The sequence below is a fragment of the Sutterella faecalis genome (assembly GCF_006337085.1).
Lineage (GTDB): Bacteria > Pseudomonadota > Gammaproteobacteria > Burkholderiales > Burkholderiaceae_F > Sutterella > Sutterella faecalis.
Window position 1 is genome coordinate 1,969,119 of sequence record NZ_CP040882.1, and the last position, 22,046, is coordinate 1,991,164.

At 58.1% G+C, this 22,046-nt stretch carries 19 protein-coding genes; 10 read left to right on the forward strand and 9 right to left on the reverse strand.

Translation table 11 applies throughout. The features are described 5' to 3' along the window. Nucleotides 1-38: 38 nt before the first annotated feature. Nucleotides 39-1,319, forward strand: a complete 1,281-nt coding sequence (locus tag FG381_RS08190; protein ID WP_139688365.1) for a sigma 54-interacting transcriptional regulator — start codon at nucleotides 39-41, stop codon at nucleotides 1,317-1,319. Continuing rightward, a complete protein-coding gene (locus FG381_RS08195) occupies nucleotides 1,316-2,233 on the forward strand; it encodes an alpha/beta fold hydrolase (RefSeq protein ID WP_139688366.1) in 918 nt (305 codons plus the stop codon). The genes FG381_RS08190 and FG381_RS08195 overlap by 4 nt, the downstream gene beginning before the upstream one ends. A 60-nt stretch (nucleotides 2,234-2,293) precedes the next feature. Here the strand turns inward: FG381_RS08195 and FG381_RS08200 are convergent, their stop codons facing one another. After that, complete coding sequence (locus FG381_RS08200) at nucleotides 2,294-2,803, reverse strand: DUF1801 domain-containing protein (RefSeq protein ID WP_139688367.1); 510 nt, start codon at nucleotides 2,801-2,803, stop codon at nucleotides 2,294-2,296. Between the two features lie 127 nt (nucleotides 2,804-2,930). After that, nucleotides 2,931-3,413, reverse strand: coding sequence for a DUF3455 domain-containing protein (locus FG381_RS08205; protein WP_139688368.1), 483 nt, complete (start codon nucleotides 3,411-3,413; stop codon nucleotides 2,931-2,933). A 407-nt stretch (nucleotides 3,414-3,820) separates the two neighbouring features. Here FG381_RS08205 and FG381_RS08210 point away from each other — a divergent pair, with 407 nt between their 5' ends. From FG381_RS08210 to narL, 6 genes are all read left to right on the forward strand, one after another. Further along, nucleotides 3,821-4,399, forward strand: a complete 579-nt coding sequence (locus tag FG381_RS08210; RefSeq protein ID WP_139688369.1) for a 2-oxoacid:acceptor oxidoreductase family protein — start codon at nucleotides 3,821-3,823, stop codon at nucleotides 4,397-4,399. Further along, on the forward strand, nucleotides 4,392-5,657 hold the full coding sequence (gene porA, locus FG381_RS08215) for a pyruvate ferredoxin oxidoreductase (RefSeq protein WP_139688370.1): 1,266 nt from the start codon (nucleotides 4,392-4,394) through the stop codon (nucleotides 5,655-5,657). The genes FG381_RS08210 and porA overlap by 8 nt, the downstream gene beginning before the upstream one ends. A 2-nt stretch (nucleotides 5,658-5,659) precedes the next feature. Further along, entirely contained in the window at nucleotides 5,660-6,727 is a 1,068-nt protein-coding gene (locus FG381_RS08220; RefSeq protein ID WP_139688371.1) for a thiamine pyrophosphate-dependent enzyme, read from the forward strand. 15 nt (nucleotides 6,728-6,742) lie between these two features. Next, nucleotides 6,743-8,380, forward strand: a complete 1,638-nt coding sequence (locus FG381_RS08225) for an NAD(P)-binding protein (protein WP_139688372.1) — start codon at nucleotides 6,743-6,745, stop codon at nucleotides 8,378-8,380. Nucleotides 8,381-8,484: 104 nt separating this feature from the next. Next, nucleotides 8,485-10,296 carry an ATP-binding protein gene (locus FG381_RS08230; protein ID WP_139688373.1) on the forward strand — a complete coding sequence of 604 codons (1,812 nt, stop codon included), beginning with the start codon at nucleotides 8,485-8,487 and terminating at the stop codon, nucleotides 10,294-10,296. Nucleotides 10,297-10,478: 182 nt separating this feature from the next. Next, nucleotides 10,479-11,162 carry a two-component system response regulator NarL gene (narL, locus tag FG381_RS08235; protein WP_139688374.1) on the forward strand — a complete coding sequence of 228 codons (684 nt, stop codon included), beginning with the start codon at nucleotides 10,479-10,481 and terminating at the stop codon, nucleotides 11,160-11,162. Nucleotides 11,163-11,191: 29 nt separating this feature from the next. Here narL and FG381_RS08240 read toward each other — a convergent pair whose 3' ends face one another. The 6 genes from FG381_RS08240 to FG381_RS08265 form a co-directional block, all read right to left on the reverse strand. Then, nucleotides 11,192-11,527 carry a nitrate reductase cytochrome c-type subunit gene (locus tag FG381_RS08240; protein ID WP_139688375.1) on the reverse strand — a complete coding sequence of 112 codons (336 nt, stop codon included), beginning with the start codon at nucleotides 11,525-11,527 and terminating at the stop codon, nucleotides 11,192-11,194. Between the two features lie 17 nt (nucleotides 11,528-11,544). Continuing rightward, nucleotides 11,545-12,408, reverse strand: coding sequence for a quinol dehydrogenase ferredoxin subunit NapH (gene napH, locus FG381_RS08245; protein WP_226960210.1), 864 nt, complete (start codon nucleotides 12,406-12,408; stop codon nucleotides 11,545-11,547). Beyond that, complete coding sequence (napG, locus tag FG381_RS08250) at nucleotides 12,405-13,202, reverse strand: ferredoxin-type protein NapG (RefSeq protein ID WP_139688376.1); 798 nt, start codon at nucleotides 13,200-13,202, stop codon at nucleotides 12,405-12,407. Before napG ends, napH begins: the two co-directional genes overlap by 4 nt. A gap of 4 nt (nucleotides 13,203-13,206) precedes the next feature. After that, nucleotides 13,207-15,951, reverse strand: coding sequence for a nitrate reductase catalytic subunit NapA (gene napA, locus FG381_RS08255; RefSeq protein ID WP_139688377.1), 2,745 nt, complete (start codon nucleotides 15,949-15,951; stop codon nucleotides 13,207-13,209). Between the two features lie 73 nt (nucleotides 15,952-16,024). Continuing rightward, nucleotides 16,025-16,273 carry a chaperone NapD gene (locus FG381_RS08260; RefSeq protein WP_226960209.1) on the reverse strand — a complete coding sequence of 83 codons (249 nt, stop codon included), beginning with the start codon at nucleotides 16,271-16,273 and terminating at the stop codon, nucleotides 16,025-16,027. A 135-nt stretch (nucleotides 16,274-16,408) separates the two neighbouring features. Then, entirely contained in the window at nucleotides 16,409-17,626 is a 1,218-nt protein-coding gene (locus tag FG381_RS08265) for an MFS transporter (protein ID WP_139688378.1), read from the reverse strand. 438 nt (nucleotides 17,627-18,064) lie between these two features. On the opposite strand from FG381_RS08265, the gene sstT reads away from it, so the two are divergent. Then, nucleotides 18,065-19,294, forward strand: a complete 1,230-nt coding sequence (sstT, locus tag FG381_RS08270; protein WP_139688379.1) for a serine/threonine transporter SstT — start codon at nucleotides 18,065-18,067, stop codon at nucleotides 19,292-19,294. A 110-nt stretch (nucleotides 19,295-19,404) separates the two neighbouring features. Beyond that, on the forward strand, nucleotides 19,405-21,240 hold the full coding sequence (gene recQ / locus FG381_RS08275) for a DNA helicase RecQ (RefSeq protein ID WP_139688380.1): 1,836 nt from the start codon (nucleotides 19,405-19,407) through the stop codon (nucleotides 21,238-21,240). 12 nt (nucleotides 21,241-21,252) lie between these two features. On the opposite strand, the gene FG381_RS08280 is transcribed toward recQ, so the two are convergent. Next, entirely contained in the window at nucleotides 21,253-22,032 is a 780-nt protein-coding gene (locus tag FG381_RS08280) for an SDR family oxidoreductase (protein ID WP_139688381.1), read from the reverse strand. Nucleotides 22,033-22,046 lie beyond the last annotated feature (14 nt).

A 22,046-nucleotide genomic window follows, 5' to 3' on the forward strand; every position in this document is an offset into this window, starting at 1 on the left:
TGCCAAAGTTAAAATTTGGCAGATTTTGGCAGTTCAAAATGGCAGTAAATGCTGAATTTCAGGGCATTCTTGATGCTCTTGAAGATCCGAGGCTTCTTGTGAGATCGGATTACACCGTTGCTTATGCGAATCGTGCTTTCCGGCAAAGGTTCGGCATTGATGACTTTGAAGGACGCAAATGCCATGAGCTGGTCTTTCATGATCTCAATCCCTGCGGGAGCTGCGGGCGGATTTGTCCAATGGACAAATCCGTCTTTTCCCGCCAGGTGGAGCGAGCCCTCGAAAGGGAACTTGTGCCCGGAGGCGAACGCTTCCTCGAGTTGGAATCGGTACCCGTGGCTGCCGCGGACGGCAGTCCTGTCTACTTTATGGAGCGCATCCGCATTCGTGATGATGCGCAAAACGCGGCGCTCCGTGAGGGTATTGTTTCCCGCAGTCCGGCAACAAGGCGTGTACTCAACGCTATTGCCCGTGTGGCAGCCCTTAATGTACCGGTGCTTTTCTGCGGTCCCGGAGGATGCGGAAAACAGAGCTTCACTCGGTTTCTGCATGAGAATTCCCGACGTGCCGTCAATGCGCTCGTTAAGCTCGACTGCACCGCACTCACGGATGAGAGATTTGAGGACGAGCTGCTCGGCAGGCCGGCAAAGCTTGGCGGATCGCGTACGGGCGGACTCGCATCCCGCCCGGGCGGAACGCTCTACTTTGATGAAGTATCTGCGCTTACTCCTGGCCTTCAGCGGCGTTTGCTGACGCTTCTGGAGTCCGGATTCGTGCGTGAAGCCGGAAGCGCGCAGAGTGTTGCGCTCGATTGGCGTGTTGTATGTTCGACCAATGCCAAAGACCCGGATAGGCTTGTGGAGTCGGGCGTGCTTCGCGAGGATTTGTGGCTCAGGCTCTGCGTTGCGCGCATTGATGTACCGCCATTGAAGGAGCGGCGGGAAGATATTGGCGAGCTTGCAGAACTCATTCTTCGTCGCACAGGAGACGGCGAATCCGCTGAAATTTCCCCTGAAGTTCTGGCCGTGCTTCTCAAGCGCAGCTGGCCGGGCAATATTCGGGAGCTTGAATGTGCGCTCATGCGCGCGCAGCTTCTTGCCGGCGGGGGGAAAATTCGACCTGCTGATCTTGAGGCTGCGCGCTACTCCGAGCTTTCCGCTGATGACGTCTGCGGCGATACGCTTTTGGAAGAAGAGTCGCGCTGGCGGGGAACCCGCGCAGGACTGGCCCGACGAATGGGGTTGTCCGAGCGCACGCTTTACCGCAGGCTTCAGGAAGCGAGAGAACTACAGCAAAAGAAGGAGACAGAAGAAAAATGACCGCGTCGATGAGGCCTGAGGAGCGGCTTTTCTTTCGGCTGACCGAAGGAGAGGAGCGCATTGGCATCTCAAGAGGCGAGGCGGCAATTGCTGCTGCGCTCGCACGGGCAAGAAAAACCGCTAAAGGACTGCTGATTCTTGTGCACGGCGCAGCTTCCAACGCTTCGCGCTGGGAGGAATTCGTAGAAAAAACGAAGCTCCGGGACAGCTGGGATATTCTGCGATTTGATCTTCGCGGTCACGGCGCAAGCCCTTCTCGTACTGCCGGAACCCTTGAAGCGCATGCAGGAGATATTGCTGCCCTCATGGATCGAGTCGGACGCAAACGGGCTGTGATCCTCGGTCATAGTCTGGGCGCTGCAGTGGCAATGAATTTTGCTCAAAGATATCCCGAGCGTGTTGAAGGGCTTATCCTGCTCGACCCGTTGCTGTCGAATTGTCTGACGCCTAAGGCCATTGAAATGCGAAGGAAGCGCTGGATGCCGGCTCTTCTTGAAAAAATCGGCATTGTTTCCCGGGAGCTTCATCTGCAGCGGCGATTGCCGCCATACAACCTCCGCAAGGGGGATGAGGCTGCGCGTCTCAAGATTGCTGAAGGCGGAGAGGCGCTTGAAGCCTTTGTGAAGGAGTATTCCTCGCCCTGGCGCGATCTCGGACATATCCACATGGCGGATTACGGACGGGATTTGCTGGAGGTCGGCCGCCCAAGCCCGGAGCTTGCCAGGCTTAGGGAACCGGTGCTCATTATCGGTGCTTCCTCAGGGAGCTACACGGACCCAGAGGCGATGCGTCGGGAAGCTCAGGCACTTCATGACGGGGAGTTTGTGCTGCTCAGGTGCCGGCATTGGCCGGTAACGGAATGTCTTCAGGATCTGATGGCAGTCGTGGAAGACTGGATGCAGCGTCATTTCTAAGCAATAAAGAAAAAGCCGCCGAGATTTCCCTCGAGCGGCTTTTTCAAGTGCCAAATTCAATTACTTGGCGGCAGGTTCGCCTGCCGGGGCCTCACCGGCTCCTTCCTCATCGTGGTTGACGACGATGCGCACGATGGGAGGCGCAACAGCTGCGTCTTCTTCTCGAATGCCCCAGACCTCCAGAAGCTCGCTCTGAGACGGCATCTCGCTTGCCGGTCTCGCGCGGCGAAGCTTGAGCGAATTGCGGACGACGGTTTCCACAACATCGAGCGGCAGGCAGTTCAGATCCTTGAACTCGATTGAGCGATGCTCAGTATCAAGTCCCTTCCAGCGTTCCTCATTGCCGGCAGCGGCGTCTTTTTCTGCGTAATAGAGGATGAGAGACTTCTCATGAGATTTGACGGCAAAAATGGGTCCGTCTAGCTCATAGAAGGCAAGACCGAAGCGCATGCTTTCACGCACGCCTCGGGCGGAGCGTCGGATCATGCTGCAGACTCTGGCCATTGCAACGCGGCGATCGTTGGGCAGACTCTGGAGATAGCCTCCCACCGTGGTGGCTGCAGGTACCATGACTACTTTTCCCCCTAATAAAAATATAGGCTTCGGGCTCCCAAAGAGAGCTCGCAAGCCGCAAGAGAACTAATTTTAGCAAACCGGACGGGGGCTTTCCCGACGGAAGCAGTCAGGTTTTTGTTTCTTAACGGTAAAACACATAGCGTGCGCGAAATGGCACCCGAAGATACTGTCCTCTTTGCGACGCGGTGCAGGTGACGAGCGGCATGCCTCCGGAAGGTTGTCGACGGGCAATGTAGCGAATGCCTTCAAGCATCCCGTGGCCTTCGGATTGGGCGGAAAAAACTGCTGTTCTTAGATCCCGGGGAGAGGTCTGTTCGCCCTGACTGATGATTTTTGCGTGGAGTGCGGATCCGTCGCGGGCAGTAATGCCAAAATTCGGCTGCAGTACAGCCTGGCGTCGCCCGTCGTCATTCAGAAGTTCTCCTTCCGTTTGTACGAAATTCCAGAAAAAACCATCAGAATCATAAGAGCATTGGAATACCATCCGACCGCGTGCTTCCCAGGAATAGACGGCGGTAGCGTCTTTAAGCGGATCGGGAGCGAATTGAATGGAAGTGCAGCTCGCAAGGAAAAAGAGAGCCAGCAGGGCGGAAAGGGCACGCATAAGGATGTTTCAGAGAACGACGGCGATTCTGAAAGTCTAGCGGCAGCATGGGCAAAGCGCTGCTCAGGGAAATGTGTTCTTTGGAAAAAGCATCGCGAAATCTTCGCTAATCTTGCTAGAGTGGAACTCTAAAAACAATTTCAAAGAACCCGCTCTGCCGGGAGCATCCAGACCCGGTGTCGCTGACGGCATATTCGGACAGCGCAAGTGCTTCAGACAGAGCCAACCCGGCCGGACCCCCGGTTGCGACAGTTTTATTGCACATGCCTTCAAAGAGAGGCAGTAAAAGGACTGCGAAACCTCGGACGGGGCATAGAGAGATGCTTCGGGCAGATAAATTTCTGTCGGAGATTTCGGCTCAGCTTCGTCCGCGTGTTCGGCCTCTTTTCCGTAAAGAGGGATCCGAAGTGTTTCAGATTCGTATACATGGCCGCGGGGGCCAGGGCGTCGTGACGGCAGCAGAAATGCTTGCTCTCGCGGGCTTTATGGAAGGGCATAAGGCCCAGGCTTTTCCGAGTTTCGGTTCCGAACGGACCGGGGCTCCGGTGGTTGCATTTGCGCGGCTGTCGCCAACCGAAATCCGCCTGCGCGAACCCGTGCTTGAACCCGATGTGGTTCTGATCCAGGATCGCACGCTTCTGGAGAGCGTCCCTGTTTTTGCCGGACTGAGGCCCGATGGCTTTGTTCTGGTGAATTCGAGTCAGACGCCGGAAGCGCTTGGGCTCGGGGATCTGAAGCGCCAGCTGCCGGCGGGACACGTCATGTGCGTGCCCGCGACGAAGTTCGCGCTTGCCGCGCTCGGCAGACCGCTTCCCGGGGCAGGAATGCTCGCCGGCTTCGCGGCGATGACGGCGATGATGCAGCTTAAAAGCGTTGAAGACGCATATGCGGTCAAGTTTGCCGGCCGGATTGCGGAAGCGAATGCCGAGGTTGCCCGTCAGGCATATGAATACGTTGTCGCCCAAAAGGAGAAGAACCATGCTTAAGCAGCTCGAGGGCAGCCAGGGCGTAGCGCAGGCTGTGGCACTTTGCAGACCGGACGTGGTATGCGCCTATCCGATTTCTCCTCAGACCCATATTGTTGAAAATCTTGGACTCCTTTGCCGCAAAGGGGTACTTGCCGACTGCGAGTACATCAATGTGGAAAGCGAGTTCGCCGCCATGTCGGTTGCTATCGGCGCCTCGGTGGCGGGCGGCCGCGCCTACACGGCAACGGCGAGCCAGGGGCTTCTGTATATGGCTGAGGCGATATACAACGCAGGAGGGCTTGGACTTCCCGTGGTGATGACGGTTGCCAACCGTGCGATCGGCGCGCCGATCAATATTTGGAACGATCATTCCGACTCAATGAGCCAGCGCGATTGCGGCTGGATTCAGCTTTTCGCAGAAAATAATCAGGAAGCGTGCGATCTCCACATTCAGGCCTTCCGCATTGCAGAAGAGATGTCCATCCCCGTGATGGTTTGCATGGACGGGTTCGTCCTGACGCATGCTTTTGAAGAGATGGACATTCCGGATCAGGCGTCTGTCGATGCGTTTCTGCCTCCCTATCGGCCCCGTCAGCAGCTCGATCCCGATCACCCTTATTCCATCGGCGCAATGGTGGGCCCCGAAGCATTTACGGAGGTCCGCTGGCTCGCTGAACGCCGGATGCAGGAAGCTATTCCTGTGATCGAGAAAACGCAGGGGCTTTTCCACGAAATGTTCGGCCGCAACTCCGGCGGACTTTTCTCGACCTATCGCATGGAAGACGCTGAGGCGGCTGTGCTGGTCATGGGTGCGCTTGCCGGGACCGTCAAGGATGCGGTGGATGAAATGCGTGAAGACGGCGCGAGGATCGGCGTGGTGGTTCTTAAAAGCTTCCGCCCCTTCCCCTTCAGGGCATTGAGGGAGGCGCTGATGTCGGTGCAGAGCGTTCTTGTGATGGAGCGCATGGTGAGCGCGGGCGGTGCAGGCGCAGTTTCGCTTGAGGTTATGAAGGCGCTGAAAGGGCTTCCTGTTCGCCAGAGCACGCTGATTGCCGGCCTCGGCGGGCGTGCCGTCACGCGCGCAGCCTTGAAGCCCTATTTTGCCCGGGCGCTCGCCGGGACGCTGGAGGAAGAGGAAATCTTTCTTGATCTTGACGAGGAGCTTGTTCGCCGGCAGCTCGAGCGCGAGAAGGCTTCGCGCCATATCGGCCCTGTTGCCGAAGCGCTCAACCGTCATGTCAATGAACGCAAGCTTGCCCGGGGCGAGGAGATCTGAACATGTCTCAGTCGGAAATTCATTTCTATCAGACCGGCACGTTCACGGCCGGCAACCGGCTGCTCGGACCGGAATCGAGGTCCGTGCAGTCCTCCATGGAGCGCTTTAATTCGCTCACTTCAGGGCACCGCGCCTGTCAGGGCTGCGGCGAGGCGCTCGGCGCCCGCTATGCCGTCGATGCGGCGATGCGCGCAACAGGAGGCAGACTCGCTGCAGCAAATGCCACCGGGTGCTTGGAAGTCTTTTCAACGCCCTATCCGGAAACGAGCTGGCAGCTGCCGTGGTTCCACTCTCTTTTCGGCAATACGGCAGCGGTTGCTACGGGCATGGCCGCAGCTTTCCGGGCGCGGGCCAAAAAAGAGGGCAAGGAACCCACGAGGGTTATTGCCATGGGCGGCGACGGCGGCACGACCGATATTGGCTTCGGCTGTCTTTCGGGCATGTTTGAGCGCAACGACGACGTGCTCTATATCTGCTACGACAATGAGGCTTATATGAATACCGGCGTGCAGCGTTCGTCGGCAACGCCTCCTGCGGCGCGCACGGCAACCACGCAGATTGCCGGGAGCGAGCCGGGCAATCAGTGGGGACAGGGCAAGGACGTGCCGCTCATCGCCATGGCGCATGGGATTCCATATGTCGCCACTGCTACGGTGGCGGATCTTCGCGATCTGGAGCGCAAGGTTGAAAAAGCGATGAGCATGCACGGCGCGCGCTACATCCATATTTTTGTACCTTGCCCGCTTGGCTGGGGCACGGCTTCCGGAAAGACCATCGAGATTGCGCGTCTGGCGCAGGAAACCGGCATTTTCCCCGTTTTTGAGGCCGAGTACGGAGAGGTGACGAGTTCCTACAAGATTCGCCGTCGTCAGCCGGTGGAGGCGTATCTGAAGCTGCAGAAGCGCTTCGCTCACCTTTTCGGCAAGAAAGGAGATCCGGCAGTCGTTGCCCGCATCCAGGAACTTGCTGACCGCAACATCGAAAAATTCAATCTCATGGCCGGAGACGACGACCGCGAGGTTCAGATTCCCGTCGCTGCACAGGCTGAAGAACGCAGCCAGCAGATCTGAAGGCGGAGGATAAAAATGACCCAAGAAAAACCGTTTGCGATTACCCTTGACGTCGGGTCCTCACTTGCCAATCGGACCGGCTCCTGGCGTACGCTGAGACCCGTTTATGTGAACCGTCTGCCTCCCTGCAATGCGAAATGTCCGGCTGGAGAAAAATGCCGCGACTGGCTCTTTCTTGCGCAAAGCGGAGATTATGAAGGCGCCTGGAAAGAGATTGTCGAAGACAATCCCTTCCCGGCCGTCATGGGACGCGTCTGCTACCACACCTGTCAGACGGCATGCAATCGAGGCGATCTTGATGAGCCGGTCGGCATCAATGCCGTGGAGAGATTTTTAGGCGACCATGCGCTCAAGCTCGGCTGGAAGCTTCCTCAGCCTGCTGAGGAGAAGGGAAAGCGCATTCTGGTTGTCGGTGCAGGACCGGCAGGACTTTCGGCTGCTTATCATCTTCGCCGCATGGGCTATGCCGTCCATGTTGTGGAGAGCGCAGAAGCGGCGGGCGGCATGATGCGCTACGGCATCCCGAAGTATCGTCTTCCGCGGGAGGTGCTTGACGAAGAAATCGCGCGCATTGAGGCTTTGGGCGTTGAATTTGAGTTCGGCCGCGAGGTTTCGGATCTCGCCGCGGAGATGAAGGCGGGAGGCTACGCCGCCGCCTTCATTGGTGCCGGTGCATCTCTTGCGCATCGCGCCTACATTCCTGCCGGCGACGCAGCGCATATCATGGATGCCGTGAGCCTCCTGCGGTCGGTGGAGGCGTCTTCCCCTGGCGAAGAGCCGCTTCTCGGACGCCGGGTTGTGGTCTATGGCGGCGGCAATACGGCGATCGACGTGGCGCGCACCGCAAAAAGACTTGGATCCGAACCGATCGTTGTCTATCGGCGTACGCGCGAGCGAGCCCCCGCACATGCTTTTGAAATTGAAGAGGCACTGGAAGAAGGCGTCTCGATGAAGTGGCTTTCCACGATTTCTGAAGCGGAACGCGGAGCCATTCGCATTGAAAAGATGAAGCTCGACGAATCGGGCTATCCGCAGCCGACGGGAGAATATGAAACCATCGAAGCGGACAGCCTGGTTCTGGCGCTCGGTCAGGAAACCAATCTGTCCTTCCTTTCAGCCCTCCCTGAACTCAAGGTGGAGAAAGGGTCGGTTGTGGTCGATGAGCGCATGATGACAAGCGTTCCGGGAATTTTCGCCGGCGGCGACGTGGTGCCGGGCGATCGCAACGTTACGGTGGCGATCGGGCACGGCAAGCGTGCGGCAAAGGCGATGGATGCCTGGATCAGGGGTGAAGCGCTGAGCGCAAAAGATCCGGAGGATCCGGCGACTTTTGAAAAGCTCAACACCTGGTACTACGCGGATGCGCCGCAGAAGATCCGGCCTCAGCTCGATATTGTGCGGCGTCAGACGACCTTTGAAGAGGTGCTCGAAGGCCTTACCGAAGAAAATGCGCTCTTTGAAGCCCGTCGCTGCATGTCCTGCGGCAACTGCTTTGAATGCGACAACTGCTACGGCGTTTGTCCCGATAATGCGGTGGTAAAGCTTGGGCCGGGCAAGAAGTTCCGTTTTAATTACGACTACTGCAAGGGCTGCGGGATCTGTGCCAATGAATGCCCGTGCGGTGCCATCGAAATGGTGCGCGAAGACATCTGAGCATCGGGAAGCTGCAAAAGGTTTCCTATACTCAGAGTGCGCCCCGGCGTTTGGGGTTGAGTCCGGCGCCGGGGCGTATTTTTTCTCTCCATCAGGGCGTCTAAATGACTGAGCCGCAATCTGTTCCTCAAAATCGTTCGCTTTACCGGGAATTCAAGGTCGTTTTTATTCTGATTACGCTTTGCGTGACCATTGCAGCAATTCCTGCGGTGGTGTTGACCGAGCTTTCAACCGGGTCGGGCGGCGCCATCAATGTGTCGGGCAGTCTGCGCATGATGAGCTACAAGCTTACGGTAGCCGTCAGCAACCCCTACGAAACGCATGAGGAGCGTGAGGCGAATACGCGGCGTGCCGTCGAGGAATTCTGGGAGCGCCTCACAAGGCCGGGGCTCCTCTCGAGCGTCCCTGATGATCCTGCTGATCCGATACGGGGCATGTACAACATTGTGGCCGAGCGCTTTGCATCTGAGATTCGTCCGCTTGCACTGAAGGGCATTGACGACGAAGCGGCGCGGCAGCGCTTCATGGGGAAAATCGGCGGCTTTGTGGACGACGTTGATGTTTTTGTGTTTGCGCTCGAGGAGCGTCTCTCCGGTTTGATGGGGTGGCTTAAAGCTATTTTGGTTTTTACGCTTCTTGGGGCACTGGCAGTGACTTTTGGCTTGCTTCGCGTGATGAAGTCGCGCATCTTTTCGCCGCTTGAGGAATTAGAAGCCGCAGCGGGATCGGTGCGAGAAGGAAATTTTGAGGTTCGTTCGAAAGCGGCGGAACACAATTCAGAGATCGGGCGCTTCGCGCGGGGCTTCAACTTTATGGTGAGCGAACTTGAGCGGCTCTACGGCTCTCTCGAAGCAGAGGTTGCAAAAAAAACGGCGGACCTCAACAGACGCAATCAAGGGCTTCAGTTCCTGGCCCAGGCATCCGAGCAGCTTCTTGTTGACGGACCAGCATTGCCTGACGCGGTCAAGAAGGTACTGGAAGGCGCGGCGCAGCTCACGGGAGCAAATGGAGCCGCTTTCTGCGTAAGCGCCGATCCGCAGAAAGCATGGGATGAGGAAAAATCCTGGCGCTTTGCTGAAACGCCGGGCAATGGCCTGGGGCGGGAAGGCCATCTGCTCAATATTCCGGCGATCGGAGTTCGGGAGGAAACGCTCGGCATGCTGAAGATCTGGTTCCCGGAGGAGCCTTCGGCCTGGCAGAGCAATTTTCTCGGCATGACGGCAGCCCTTATCGGCCGAGCCGTGGATGCGTCGCTGCGTACGATGGATGACCGGCGACTGGCTGTGCTCGAGGAGCGGTCCACGATCGCGCGCGAACTTCATGACTCGATTGCCCAATCGCTTTCATTCTCCAAGATTCAGCTGCTGAGGCTGAAGCGTGCAATTGAGGCTGACCCGACGGGAGACGCTGCCCGCGAGGTTCTGATTGAGCTTGACGAAGGCATTTCCACTGCATACCGGCAGCTGCGCGAGGTGTTGACGGCTTTCCGGCTGCAGATACAGGGTACGGGGTTCGGCGACGCAGTGAATGCTGCTGTAGATGCGTTCAGGAACCGCACCGGCATGCCGGTATCGCTTACCAACACGCTGCTCGGTGTGGAAATTTCTACCAACGACCAGGTTCACTTCATCCAGATTTTGCGTGAAGCCCTCTCCAATATAGAGAAGCATGCCCGGGCGACGCAGGCGGCCGTGCGCATAGAAACGGCAGGTGCCGGCGGGTGCATTCTCACGGTGACGGACAACGGGATCGGAATCCCTCAGCATGCGGAAAAGGCCCGGCACTTTGGTCTCGGCATCATGAAGGAGCGTGCGGAAGCATTAGGCGCGACGATAGAAGTGGCCCGCAGGCCTGAAGGCGGCACCGTCGTGCGGGTTGAAAAGAAACCCGGGATGAAATCTCAGACGGCACAATAAAGTACGAGAGGGAAGGCGGAAAAGTTCAATATCGGATTTGTCCTGAAAGAGGAAGTTGCGCAATGGCGCATAGAATCTCTGAATGGAGACTCCTCCGGGGGCCGGTGAATATGCCGTTTACACTTAACGCTTGCCGGCGTACAGGCCTCTCAGGTCTCTTTCCGGCTTAAGGAATATGTTTTATGAACGCGCCAGAATCAAAAACCGCTGCGGCAGACAAGCACACCGTACTGGTGGTTGACGACCACCCGCTTTTTCGCCGGGGCGTCAGAGAGCTGCTTTCGCTTGACGACACGATTTCAGTTGTGGGTGAAGCCGGAACGCGTGATGAAGCAGTGCTTCTCGCGAGACAGCTCGAGCCTGAACTGATTGTGCTCGACCTCAATATGCGCGGTTCATCAGGGGTGGAAATCCTGACGACGCTCAAGTCGGAAGATCCGTCAATGCGCATTGTGATTTTGACGGTGAGCGATTCCGGCGACGATCTTCTCGCCTGCATCCGAGCGGGTGCAGACGGCTATTTTCTGAAGGATATGGAGCCCGAGCGTTTTCTTGAGAACGTGCATGAAGCGCTCGAAGGGCGCCTCATCGTGGATACTGCGATGGTGAGGTATCTCACGGACATGATTCGTGAGAAAGCTCAGCCTGAGGCGCCTAATCCTCTGACGGAGCGAGAAGAAGAAGTGCTCAGCTATATCGCGCAGGGGCTGACGAATAAGATGATCGGGAGAAAGCTTCAGATTTCCGACGGCACCGTCAAGGGACATGTGAAGCATCTTCTCAAAAAGCTGGGCTTCAACAGCCGTGTTGAAGCGGCCGTCTGGGCTGCTCAAAGGGAGGAGCAGAAAGCAAAGCGGCAGATGTGATGTCTGCCGCTTATTGGAGAGAGAAGCCGTTAGTCCTCGGTGGCGTCGTTCGCGTTGACGGGAGCGAGGGGCTTCGCCTGTGAGCTTTCTGCGTGGCAGAGCATGCATTCAAAGCGTTCACCGGCAAGCTTCCCCGGAGCCGCATAGTGCGAACGGGGGATTTCGCCCTTTTGGCGCGCACGATCGGCAGGCTGCTCGCGGTGGCACATCAGGCAGTTGTTCTTGTCGATGGTGATGGGAAGATAGTTTGCTACCGGATGGGGAATCGGGCTCGGAGCGCCGATGATGGGGTTGTCGGCAGCCAGCACCGGAGCGGCAAGGAGAGACGTGCAGGCGAATGCGGCAAAAATCGTATAGCGGGTCATAAGGTTCTCCAGAATTTCTAATTCAATTGATGTGTATTTTTGCTGGCAGAGGAGCCGGGGATGCGGAAGTGAAGCGCGTCTTCCGGACAGACCTCAATGCAGCGGCCGCAGTTGAGGCATTCCCCCGAGGGAATGCGGCCGCTTTCTGCCATGTCCTTGAAGCGGATGATCTGCTTTTCCGGACACACTCTGAGGCAGTCGGCGCAGCGCGTGCATTTTGAGTCTGTGAATGCAATGGTCACGAGAGGCCGGGGCGAGGCTCTCCCCGCAAGCGACCAGAAGGCGCCGAGCGGGCAGAGGTGTCCGCACCAGCCGTTGCGCATGAGTCCGAGCTCCAGCGCAAAGACTGCAAGCGCAGCAGAAAGTGCCGAGAGGCCGGTTCCGTAAGCGACGTCGCGCCAGATGATGGCCTGCGGGCTCACGGCTTCAAATGCTGCTGAGCCGGTGGCGAAGCTCGCCGCCAGCGTGCCTGCAAGCACGGCATAGCGCGCGCTTCTCGGCAGACGGATGTAGTCGGCGGAAAGGCCAAGCTTTGTCCGGAGCCATTCGGCCGCCTCAACCACCAGGTTCATCGGACAGATCCATCCGCAGAAGGTCCGGGAGCCGAGAAGGCTGTAGAAAAGCGTGATGAGCGCTGTCCCGATGAGCGTCGTCGCTGTCGGAATGATTCCGGCAAGAAGCCGCTCCAGGAAGGCAAGCGGGTCGCCCAACGGGATCATTCCGAGAAGCTTCGATTGCGACAGGTCCCCAAGGAGCAGGGGCTTCCCGGCGATTTCCCATCCCCAGCGGGCGGACCCCGCAAAAAGGATGAGTACCAGGAGCTCGGTAATGCGTCTTGCGATCGTGAAGCGGTGCCGGCGCATAAAGGCTTGATGCGTCATAACGGCTCCTCGCTATTGAGGTAGTCCATGCCCGGAGCAGTCGCCGGCGCCTTGGCAGCATTGCCTTCAGACGATGCTGCATCGGGCGTTGCGGGGGGACCCTCACGGCGCATGTTCTTCGGATCCTCTTCAGAGAGCCAGCCGAGACGGTAGTGGCTGCCGATCGTGCCGAGTACGGACGACGGATCAGCCACGCGGATTGCCGCCTCATCGGTCGGGCAGGCCTTTTCGCAAAGGCCGCACCCCGTGCAGGCATCCGGGTGGATGACGGGCACAAAAACCGCGTGACGCGAAAGGCCCCGGGGGCGAACTTCAATGGTGAGCGCGCGGCCGTTCTCCGGACATTCACGGAAGCAGACCTCGCAGCGCAGCCCCTGCCAGGAGAGGCATGAGTTGGGGTCCACCACTGCGACGCCCATGCGGGCGTCGCGAATGTCCGTGAGGTCTGGGTCGAGTGCGCCGGTCGGGCACGCCTTGACGCAGGGAAGATCCCTGCACATGTAGCAGGGGATCTCCCGCGGCGTGAAGTAAGGCGTTCCAACGGGAGCGGGAGACCGCATGCCTGCAAGCTTGAGGGTGTCGTAAGGACACGCGCTCACGCACTGACCGCAGCGCGCGCAGGCGGCGCTGAAGGCCTCTGCGGGAAGCGCTCCGGGCGGTCGAGGCTGCCAGCGGGCAGCGCTCTCGCGTACGGGGATCATCCCGAGAAGAAATGCACCTGCCGTCATGGCGCATCCCGAGGAAATAATCCCCTCAAGAAGCGCCCGGCGGCTCAGGCTTTCCCGGCTCGTCACGGCATCAGGCCTTTCTCACGAGGACCGCGGTCTTTTTGAAGTCCGGTTCCTCGGAAAGCGGGTCCGTAGCGTCGATAACGACGGCATTGCACTTCACCTTCTCGTCGAAGAAGGCAAGCCATACCGTACCGGCAGGCATGATGTTGCGGACCTGCGTTTCCACAAGCGCCTCACAGGTGCCGTGGCGGCTTTCGACATGAGCAAGGTCGCCGCGCTTGAGACCGCGTTTTTCGGCGTCGCCCGGGTTCATGTAGAGGAGCGCCTGCGGAGCTGCACGGTGCAGTTCCGGCACGCGGCGGGTCATGGAGCCGGTATGCCAGTGCTCGAGGATGCGGCCTGTGCAGAGCCAAAGGTCGTAGTGCCCGTCAGGCTGCTCGACCGGCGCGGCATAAGGACGGAAGAAGATCTTTGCCGTACCCGCATAGGCCGTTTGCTTCGGATCGGTAACGTTGTAGAGGTCTCCTGAGGCAACGGGCTTCATGAGCTTGCCGTAGAAGAGGTTGTCCTCCTTCGCATAGGGATCGTATTCGGTGTTGAAGCGGTAAAGCGTTTCCTTGCCGTTCACGACAGGCCAGATGAGGCCGCGGCATTTCGGGTCCTGATAGGTATCGAAATCTGCCAGATCATGACCGTCGCCGAGCGTGAACTGGCGGTACTCGTTGAAGAGCGCCTTTTCAGGGAACCACTTGAGACCGAGCGCGTCGCCCGTGTTGTTGAGTTCGCTCTTATAGAGCGGATCCGGCCACACCGCTTCTGCGCGCTTCCCCGTCGGAGCAAAGAGCGCATCAAAGAGCGTGGTTTCGGGCTTCATGCCCATGGCTTCAGCTTCGGCAAGCACGTCGGGGAGCTTGTCGTCCTTCACGCCCTTGACGGGGACGCTCTTCCAGGTTTCTCCGATGGTGAAGCGCTTGGCGAGCTCCATCATCATCCAGACATCGGTCCGAGCTTCGCCCGGGGACTTTACGAGCTGATGCCAGCCCTGCGTGCGGCGTTCTGCATTGCCGTAGAGGCCCCATTTTTCAAAGTGAGCAGCGGCCGGGAGAATCAGGTCTGCGCAGCGTGCGGAGAAAGTCGGATAAATGTCCGAAACAACCACAAAAGCGTCCGGACGACGGCAGGCCTTGATCCAGTGGTTATTGTTCGGCGCCGACTGAATGATGTTGACGACCTGCGTCCAGAGGAAGTCGATCGACTCGTCCTCGACGCCTCTCAGGATCTTCATGAGGGAAGCGCCGACCTTAGGATTCAGCGTGCCGGCAGGAAGATTCCAGATCTTTTCCGTCTTCGCGCGATGAGCCGGATTGGCGACCAGCATGTCGGCGGGAAGTCTGTGGCAGAAGGCGCCCACTTCACGGGCAGAGCCGCAGGCAGAGGGCTGACCCGTGAGCGAGAAAGCGCCGTTCCCGGGCAGGGCGTGCTTGCCGAGGAGCAGGTGATAGGCATAGATCTGCTCATTCACCCAGACGCCGCGCTGGTGCTGATTGACGCCCATGCACCAGTAGCTCATGATGTCGCGCTTTTCGTCGCAGATGTAGTCGGCGAGCTCCATGAGCTTCTTCTTGAAGGTGTCGATCGACTCATCATTGTCGCCCTTGGCGAGTTCCGCCACGAACTCCAGCGTGTAGGGCTCGACGCCCTTTTTGAAATCCTCAAAGGAAATCTTCCAGTGCTTGCCGGCGGTGCCGCCGGAATTTTTCTGCGGCACGACTTCGCCTTCTTTTCTGCCCTGGGCGACCGCTTCCCACTTGTCGAGCTTCACGGAGAGCTGGCGGGCCATCACGTCCTTTTCGGCCGGGAAGGCGAACTTGTCCGTGTTGCGAAGGCCAAAGCCAATGTCCGTCACGCCCGCGCAGAAGATGCAGTGCTTTTCGACGTAGGACTGATTCACCTTGCCGCGGCGGATGATTTCGCGAAGAATGAAGTTGAGGATCGCGAGGTCCGTATTCGGGCGGAAGATGATGACAAGGTCGGAGAGATTCGACGAGCTCGAGCGATGCGTCGTGAGCTGAATGATGCGCGTTCCCTTGTCGGTAAGACGGCGGTTTGCCATGCGCGACCAGAGCACCGGATGCGCTTCAGCCGGGTTGTTGCCCCAGAGAATGATGGTGTTGGTTTTTTCAATGTCGGCGTAGCAGTTTGCCGGCTCGTCAACACCGAAGGTCTGGTAGAAGCCGACGACGGCTGACGCCATGCAGAGGCGCGCATTGGGGTCGATGTTGTTCGAGCGGAAGCCCCCCTTCATGAGCTTCGAAGCGGTATAGGCTTCCGGAATCGTGTACTGGCCCGACCCGATGATCGAAATGCCCTCGGGACCCTTCTTTTCATAGGTCGCACGCAGGTGCTTCGTCATTTCGCTGAGGGCCGTTTCCCACGATACGGGCTCAAAGCGGCCGGACTTGTCGAATTTGCCGTCCTTCATGCGCATCAGGGGCTGAGTAAGACGGTCCTTGCCGTACATGATCTTGGCGTTGAAATAACCCTTTACGCAGTTGAGGCCGCGGTTCACCGGGGCTTCAGGGTCTCCCTTGGTGGCAACGACGCGGCCGTCGCGCACGCCGACCATCAGGCCGCAGCCGGTGCCGCAGAAGCGGCAGACGGATTTGTGCCAGCTGATGCCCTGGTCGAGTGTATTTGCGTCAGCAGCCTCGGCTGCGGTGACGGGAATGCCGAGCGAAAGCGCGGCGCTTGCGGCGATGCCCGACTTGAGCACCGTACGGCGATGGAAAGTGACTGGGCGTTCCTGGTTCATGTGCAATCTCCCTCAGATTGGCTAGACCCGAAAGTCTTCTGAAAGCACGGCATCATCTGCCGGCGGCGTCTCTTTAAGAGGCGTCCGGACGATGTTCGATGAGGCTGACGTCAAAGACGTCAGCGAGTTCAGAGACAGTTCGGAAGAGACGGACTTCGTCATCGGTTGTGGCAGCCTCAATGGTGCAGATGAAGCGGTCTGTAGCCGGATCGGTCTGGTGGGGCTCCACGCCATTAATGCGGCGGGCTGCTTCGACGGCAGCCTCAAGCCGGCCCGGACGTGCGATGACGAGAATGGCGGAATAGTTCATAGTCGGGGTCAACGGATAATTCTTTTGTTTACTTTGTGAATTGATCCACTGATTTATTTTCGATCGCTCTAATCCGTCGGTCTAGCTCCCAAAGAGGAGGGTTCTGAGAGGCCGAACATATCCCGAACGGGAGATGTGAAATGCTTTCTAATGAGTATTTTCCGCGTCGGCCTGGCTCGGCGAGAGGATTGTCAGAATGATGGCGGCCAGTACAAGGAGTGCGGCAAGAAAATAGGGGGTGCCGGCAGCAAGATCCGTCGGGGCGCTTTGCGAGGTGAAGAACAGCAGGGGCGTACCGAGGAGCGGACTTATGGCTCCTGTGAAGCTGTTGAGAGAGCTGGCTGCGCCGAGCCGTACGCCTTGCGTTGTCGGGGATCCTGTACGACTGATGACGCTCTGGAGCGTCGGCCCGACAACGCCCATGAGCGAAAAGAGCGCGAGAAGAGGAAGAAGAAATGTGCCGGCAGTGGAGAAGCCGATGCCGATCAATGCAGTAAAGCCGCAGAAGAGTCCGGCGAAAACGAGATGCGTAGGGGAAAGCTTTGCGGAAAGACGCGGCAGAATCCAGCCTTGCGTAATCGTAATCGCGGCTCCAAGGACAAAAATGGAAATGCCGATCATCTTTGGAGACCAGCCGTACCGGAATTCCGTATAGAGCGCCCAGGTGCACTGCATCAGGCTCTGAGAGAGCGTATAGAGCGTAATGACGAGCAGTATCGGCAGAACAAGGCGTTCCCGTGAAAGCGCCAAAAGAGATGAAAACGGATTGAAGCGCTTCAGGGTAAAGGGGTCGCGAGCCGGCGCGCGCAAACTTTCCGGGAGCACGAAGAGGCCGTAGAGGAAGTTGAGCGCGCAGATGATGCCGGCAATCAGAAAGGGTCTGCTCGGATCTGTTTCGCCCAACATGCCGCCCACGGCCGGACCGAGGATGAAGGCAACGCCGAAAATCGCTCCGATGCGGCCAAAAGCGGCGGTGCGATTTGATGCATCCGTAACGTCTGCAATGTAGGCTTGTGCGACGACGATATTGGAACTCATGGCGCCACCCAGAATGCGGGAGAGGAGAATAAGCCAGAGCGAGTCGCAGAAAGCCGGCACAAGCATCATGACTGCGAGGCCGAGAATGCCCGTAAGCAGAACCGGGCGGCGCCCGAGACGATCGGAAATGGCGCCGATCGCCGGCGCGGAAAAGAACTGCATGAGGCCGTAGCTCACCATGATGGCGCCGTACCAGGACGTCTGAGCATCGGGTGAGGATGCAAGCGTGCCGATAAGCCGCGGCAGCACCGGGATGATGAGCCCGATGCCAAGCGCGTCAAGAAACACGCAGGCAAGGACGAAGCCTACGGCTGGCGTTCTGACCATGAAAGAGGACCAAAAAGCAGGTGATGGAAGAGGGAATAATAGCCGGACAACAATCCCTCTATAAATTCAGGTGATTTGCCTATTGAAACTGATATCAATCAGCATTGATCCCTTCTCTCAACATTTCTGGTGGGTTAAGGCGAGGAATATCGGGAGGATGACTCAGGCGTATCCCTCAATCCCCTGCTAGTGTTGGGAAAGCAGTCTATAAAGACGTGCGCGCCTCTTCATAGGCAGAGCGCTCAGGCCTCTAGCGGACTGCTGAACATTTGAAGATGCGGATCCAGAGGGAAAAGGTCCGCATCCTTCTCAAAAAATATCAGAGCGGTATGTTCTGCGGGCTCCGACTTCTTCGGAGCCGATCCTCAACCCTTTCAGAAGATCCCGCCAGACGATCGGGTTTTTCTCTCCTTTTCCCCGAATCCGGAGCACTAGTTTATGAAGCGCGTTTTCCAGTTTGCGATGCCGTTTCTGCAGGCATCGCTTGTTAAGCAAATCGTTGTCGGCCTTGTTCTAGGCATAGCGCTCGGCCTTACCTTCCCTGAAGTTGCCAAGAGCGTCGGCCTCCTGGGCAGTCTCTTCGTGGCTGCACTGAAGGGCGTGGCGCCGATCCTCGTCTTCGTGCTGGTGATGTCGTCGATTGCGAATCAGCAGATTGCGGGCGATCGTCACATCAAGCCGATTGTTGTGCTTTATCTTCTCGGCACTTTTGCTGCCGCGCTTATTGCGGTAGGCGCGAGCTTCCTCTGGCCGACGGCCATTGCGCTCTCCGTGACGGATCAGGCGGTTTCTGCGCCGAGCGGCATTATGGAAGTGTTCCGTAATCTTCTGCTGCAGGCTGTTGATAATCCTGTGAACGCCATCAGTAAGGGCAACTACATCAGCATTCTCGTGTGGGCGATCGCCATGGGCGTGGTGCTCCGCCATGCGCACAGCTCTACGCGTGAAGTGCTGCTCGACGCCGCCCGCGCTGTGGAATTTATCGTCCGCCTCGTCATTCGTTTTGCGCCTTTCGGCATTTTCGGCCTGGTTGCCTCCACGCTTGCAACGACGGGGCTGGAAGCCTTCGCCGGCTACCTGAAGGTGCTTGCGGTGCTGGTGGGAACGATGTTCTTCATCGCGCTTGTCGTCAATCCCTTCCTGGTCTGGCTCTGCATCCGCAGGAACCCGTATCCCTATACGCTGATGACGCTGCGCGAATCGGGCGTTGCCGCTTTCTTCACGCGTTCGTCCGCGGCCAACATTCCTGTGAATCTTGAAATCTGCCGTCGTCTGGGTCTTCCGGAGGCCACTTATTCAATTTCCATCCCGGTAGGCGCTACCGTCAACATGCAGGGTGCCGCCATCACGATTACGGTGCTTACGCTTGCTGGCGTGCATACGCTCGGCATGCCGGTGGACGTCCTTTCGGCCATCTTCCTCTCCTTTGTCGCTGCGCTCTGCGCAGCCGGCGCCTCCGGCGTTCCGGGCGGCTCGCTCATGCTGATTCCGCTCGCCTGCGGCCTTTTTGGCATTGACCAGAACACCGCCATGCAGGTGGTGGCTGTCGGCTTCATCATCGGCGTGGTGCAGGACTCCTGCGAAACGGCCCTCAACTCTTCGGCCGATGCGCTCTTTACGATTGCGGCCTGCAAGCGTGCTGAACGCCTTCAGGGGAAGGAAGAATAAGTTCCTCCTGATTTCGCAATAAATCTCTGAACGCCCTGCCGCGGGATTGCTGCGGCAGGGCGTTCTTTTAGAATGCAGAACTTTGAGTTCACTTTCATTGGTCAAAATTCATGCGCCGCTATTCCTCCGCTTTGGAAGCGCTTCAGCAGGTCTTCGGATACGACTCTTTCCGCGGATTTCAGAAAGAGGTTGTTGAGACTGTTGTCAGTGGAGAGGATGCGCTTGTGCTCATGCCGACGGGCGGCGGGAAAAGCCTCTGCTACCAGATACCCGCGCTTCTGCGCGACGGCGTGGCCATTGTGGTTTCGCCGCTAATTGCGCTCATGCACGATCAGGTGGATGCGCTCGAGGAGCTTGGCGTACGGGCGGCATATCTGAATTCGACGCTTCTGCCTGAAGAGGCTGTGGAAGTCAGAAACCAGGTTCGGCGCGGCGAAATTGACCTGCTTTATGTTTCGCCGGAACGCCTTCTGATGTCCTCCATGCTCTCTTTTCTGAAGGAGCTCCGGATTTCTCTCTTTGCGATTGACGAAGCGCACTGCGTGAGCATCTGGGGACATGATTTCCGGCCGGAATACAGCAAGCTTTCGATTCTGAAGGAAACTTTTCCCCAGGTGCCGAGAATTGCACTCACCGCAACGGCAGATCAGAAGACGCGGGAAGAGATCGTGGAGAAGCTCCTTCTCAATCCGCGCAAGTTTATTGCGAGCTTTGACCGGCCCAATATCTTCTATCGAATTGTGGATAAGCACAACGTGAAGGAGCAGGTCGCGCACTTCATCCGCACGGAGCATCCCGGCGAGTGCGGGGTCGTTTACTGTCTTGCGCGCAGCACCTGCGAGGATGTCTGCGATTTTCTGCAGGAGAGAGGCGTGCGTGCGGTTTTTTATCATGCGGGGCTTACTGCCGAGGAGCGTGCCGCACGTCTTGCGCTTTTTCAGCGCGAGGATGACGTCGTCATGGTGGCTACCATCGCTTTCGGCATGGGCATTGACAAGCCCAATGTTCGGTTCGTCGCGCACGTGGACATGCCGAAGTCGATTGAAGGGTATTTCCAGGAAACCGGGCGTGCCGGACGAGACGGCCTCCCCTCCGACGCCTGGATGGCATACGGGCTTCGGGATGTCGTGAGTCAGCGCCGGTTTATTGAACAAAGCGACGCTGACGAACTCTATAAGCAGCTCTCCACGCAGAAGCTCGATGCAATGCTTGGTCTCGCAGAGGCCTGCGACTGCCGGCGGGTGAGGCTTCTTGCATATTTCGGAGAGAAAAGCGAGCCCTGCGGGAAGTGCGACAACTGCGTCAATCCGCCCAAAATCTGGGATGCGACGCTTGCGGCCAAAAAATTAATCAGCTGCATCTGGCGTATTCAGCAGAAGTCAGGGACAAGCTTCGGCGCAAAGCATGTGATTGATGTGCTTGTCGGCAAGGAAACCGAGCGGGTTCTCTCCTGCGGCCATAATGCGCTCAGTACCTGGGGAATCGGCAAGGATCTCAATGATCAGCAATGGCGGGCAGTGCTGAGGCAGCTGATTGCCCGGCATGTGGTTTGGGTCGATGCCGAGCGGCACAATGTACTGAGGCTCGGGCAGCTCGCCAACAACCTGCTGCGCGGGGAAATCCAGGTTGAAGTGCGCCGTGAAGTGATCGATCAGCCTGAGGGGAAATCTCACCGGGCGCAGGCCAAGGCGTCAAGAGACGAAATCCTGGCCGGTCTCGGAGGCAGTGCACGACAGATTTTTGAAGCGCTTAGAAAATGGAGGCTCGAGACGGCGCGCGCTCTCAATAAGCCTCCGTATGTGATTTTTCCCGACCGCACGCTTGCTGAAATCGCACGCAGAAAACCCGTGACGCTTGACGCAATGCTCGGCATTCCGGGCGTCGGAAGACGAAAGCTCGAAAGTTATGCAGAGGAGATCATCAAAATCGTGCGGGCGGAGTACTGAAGGCGCCAGGCATCAGCTTTTGGGAGCCGTTACGCGGGGTTTTTGCTTCCTGTTGGCGAGAATGCGGTCAAAGAGAGAATTGGGAATGAGCCGCATGATTTTGGCAAGGACGCCCATCTGCCAGGGAATCACGCGGTAGGTCGTGCGCTCGGTGATGGCCTTCACCGCTTCGCGCGCAAAGTCATCGGGCTCCATAAGGAACGGCATCTTGTAGGGGTTCTCCGCCGTAAGCGGCGTACGAACGAATCCCGGGCAGATGGTGCTTACGAGAATGCCGTATTTCTGCAGTTCGATGCGCAGACTTTCGCAGTAGGTAATAACAGCGGATTTGCTTGCGCAATAGGCTTCAGATCCGGGCAGTCCTCTGATGCCGGCGACGGATCCCATGCCGACGAGCTGGCCGTAGCCGCGCGCCTTCATGGGTTCAATGAAGGGGTGGAACGTGTAGGCCATGGCGAAGACATTGATGCGGTAGACCGCTTCGAGCATGTCGAGGTCTTCTTCGAACTCCGTTTTGACGCCGTGCGAAATGCCTGCATTGGCGATCACGAGCGTCGTGCCTCCCGAACGGCATTCGAATTCACGGGCGGCCGCAAATATTTCCTCACGATTGGTGACGTCGGCCGGCAGAACAAAGTGGCGCTTCAGGCCGCCGTTCAAAGAGTCTGCAAGCTCTTCAAGACGATCTCGGCTTCGGGCCACAAGGCCCACCGTAGCGCCGCGGGCCGCGTAGGCGCGCGCAAGCGCAGCGCCAATGCCGCTAGAAGCGCCGGTGATGAAAACATTGAGCACAGGAAAACCTCTGG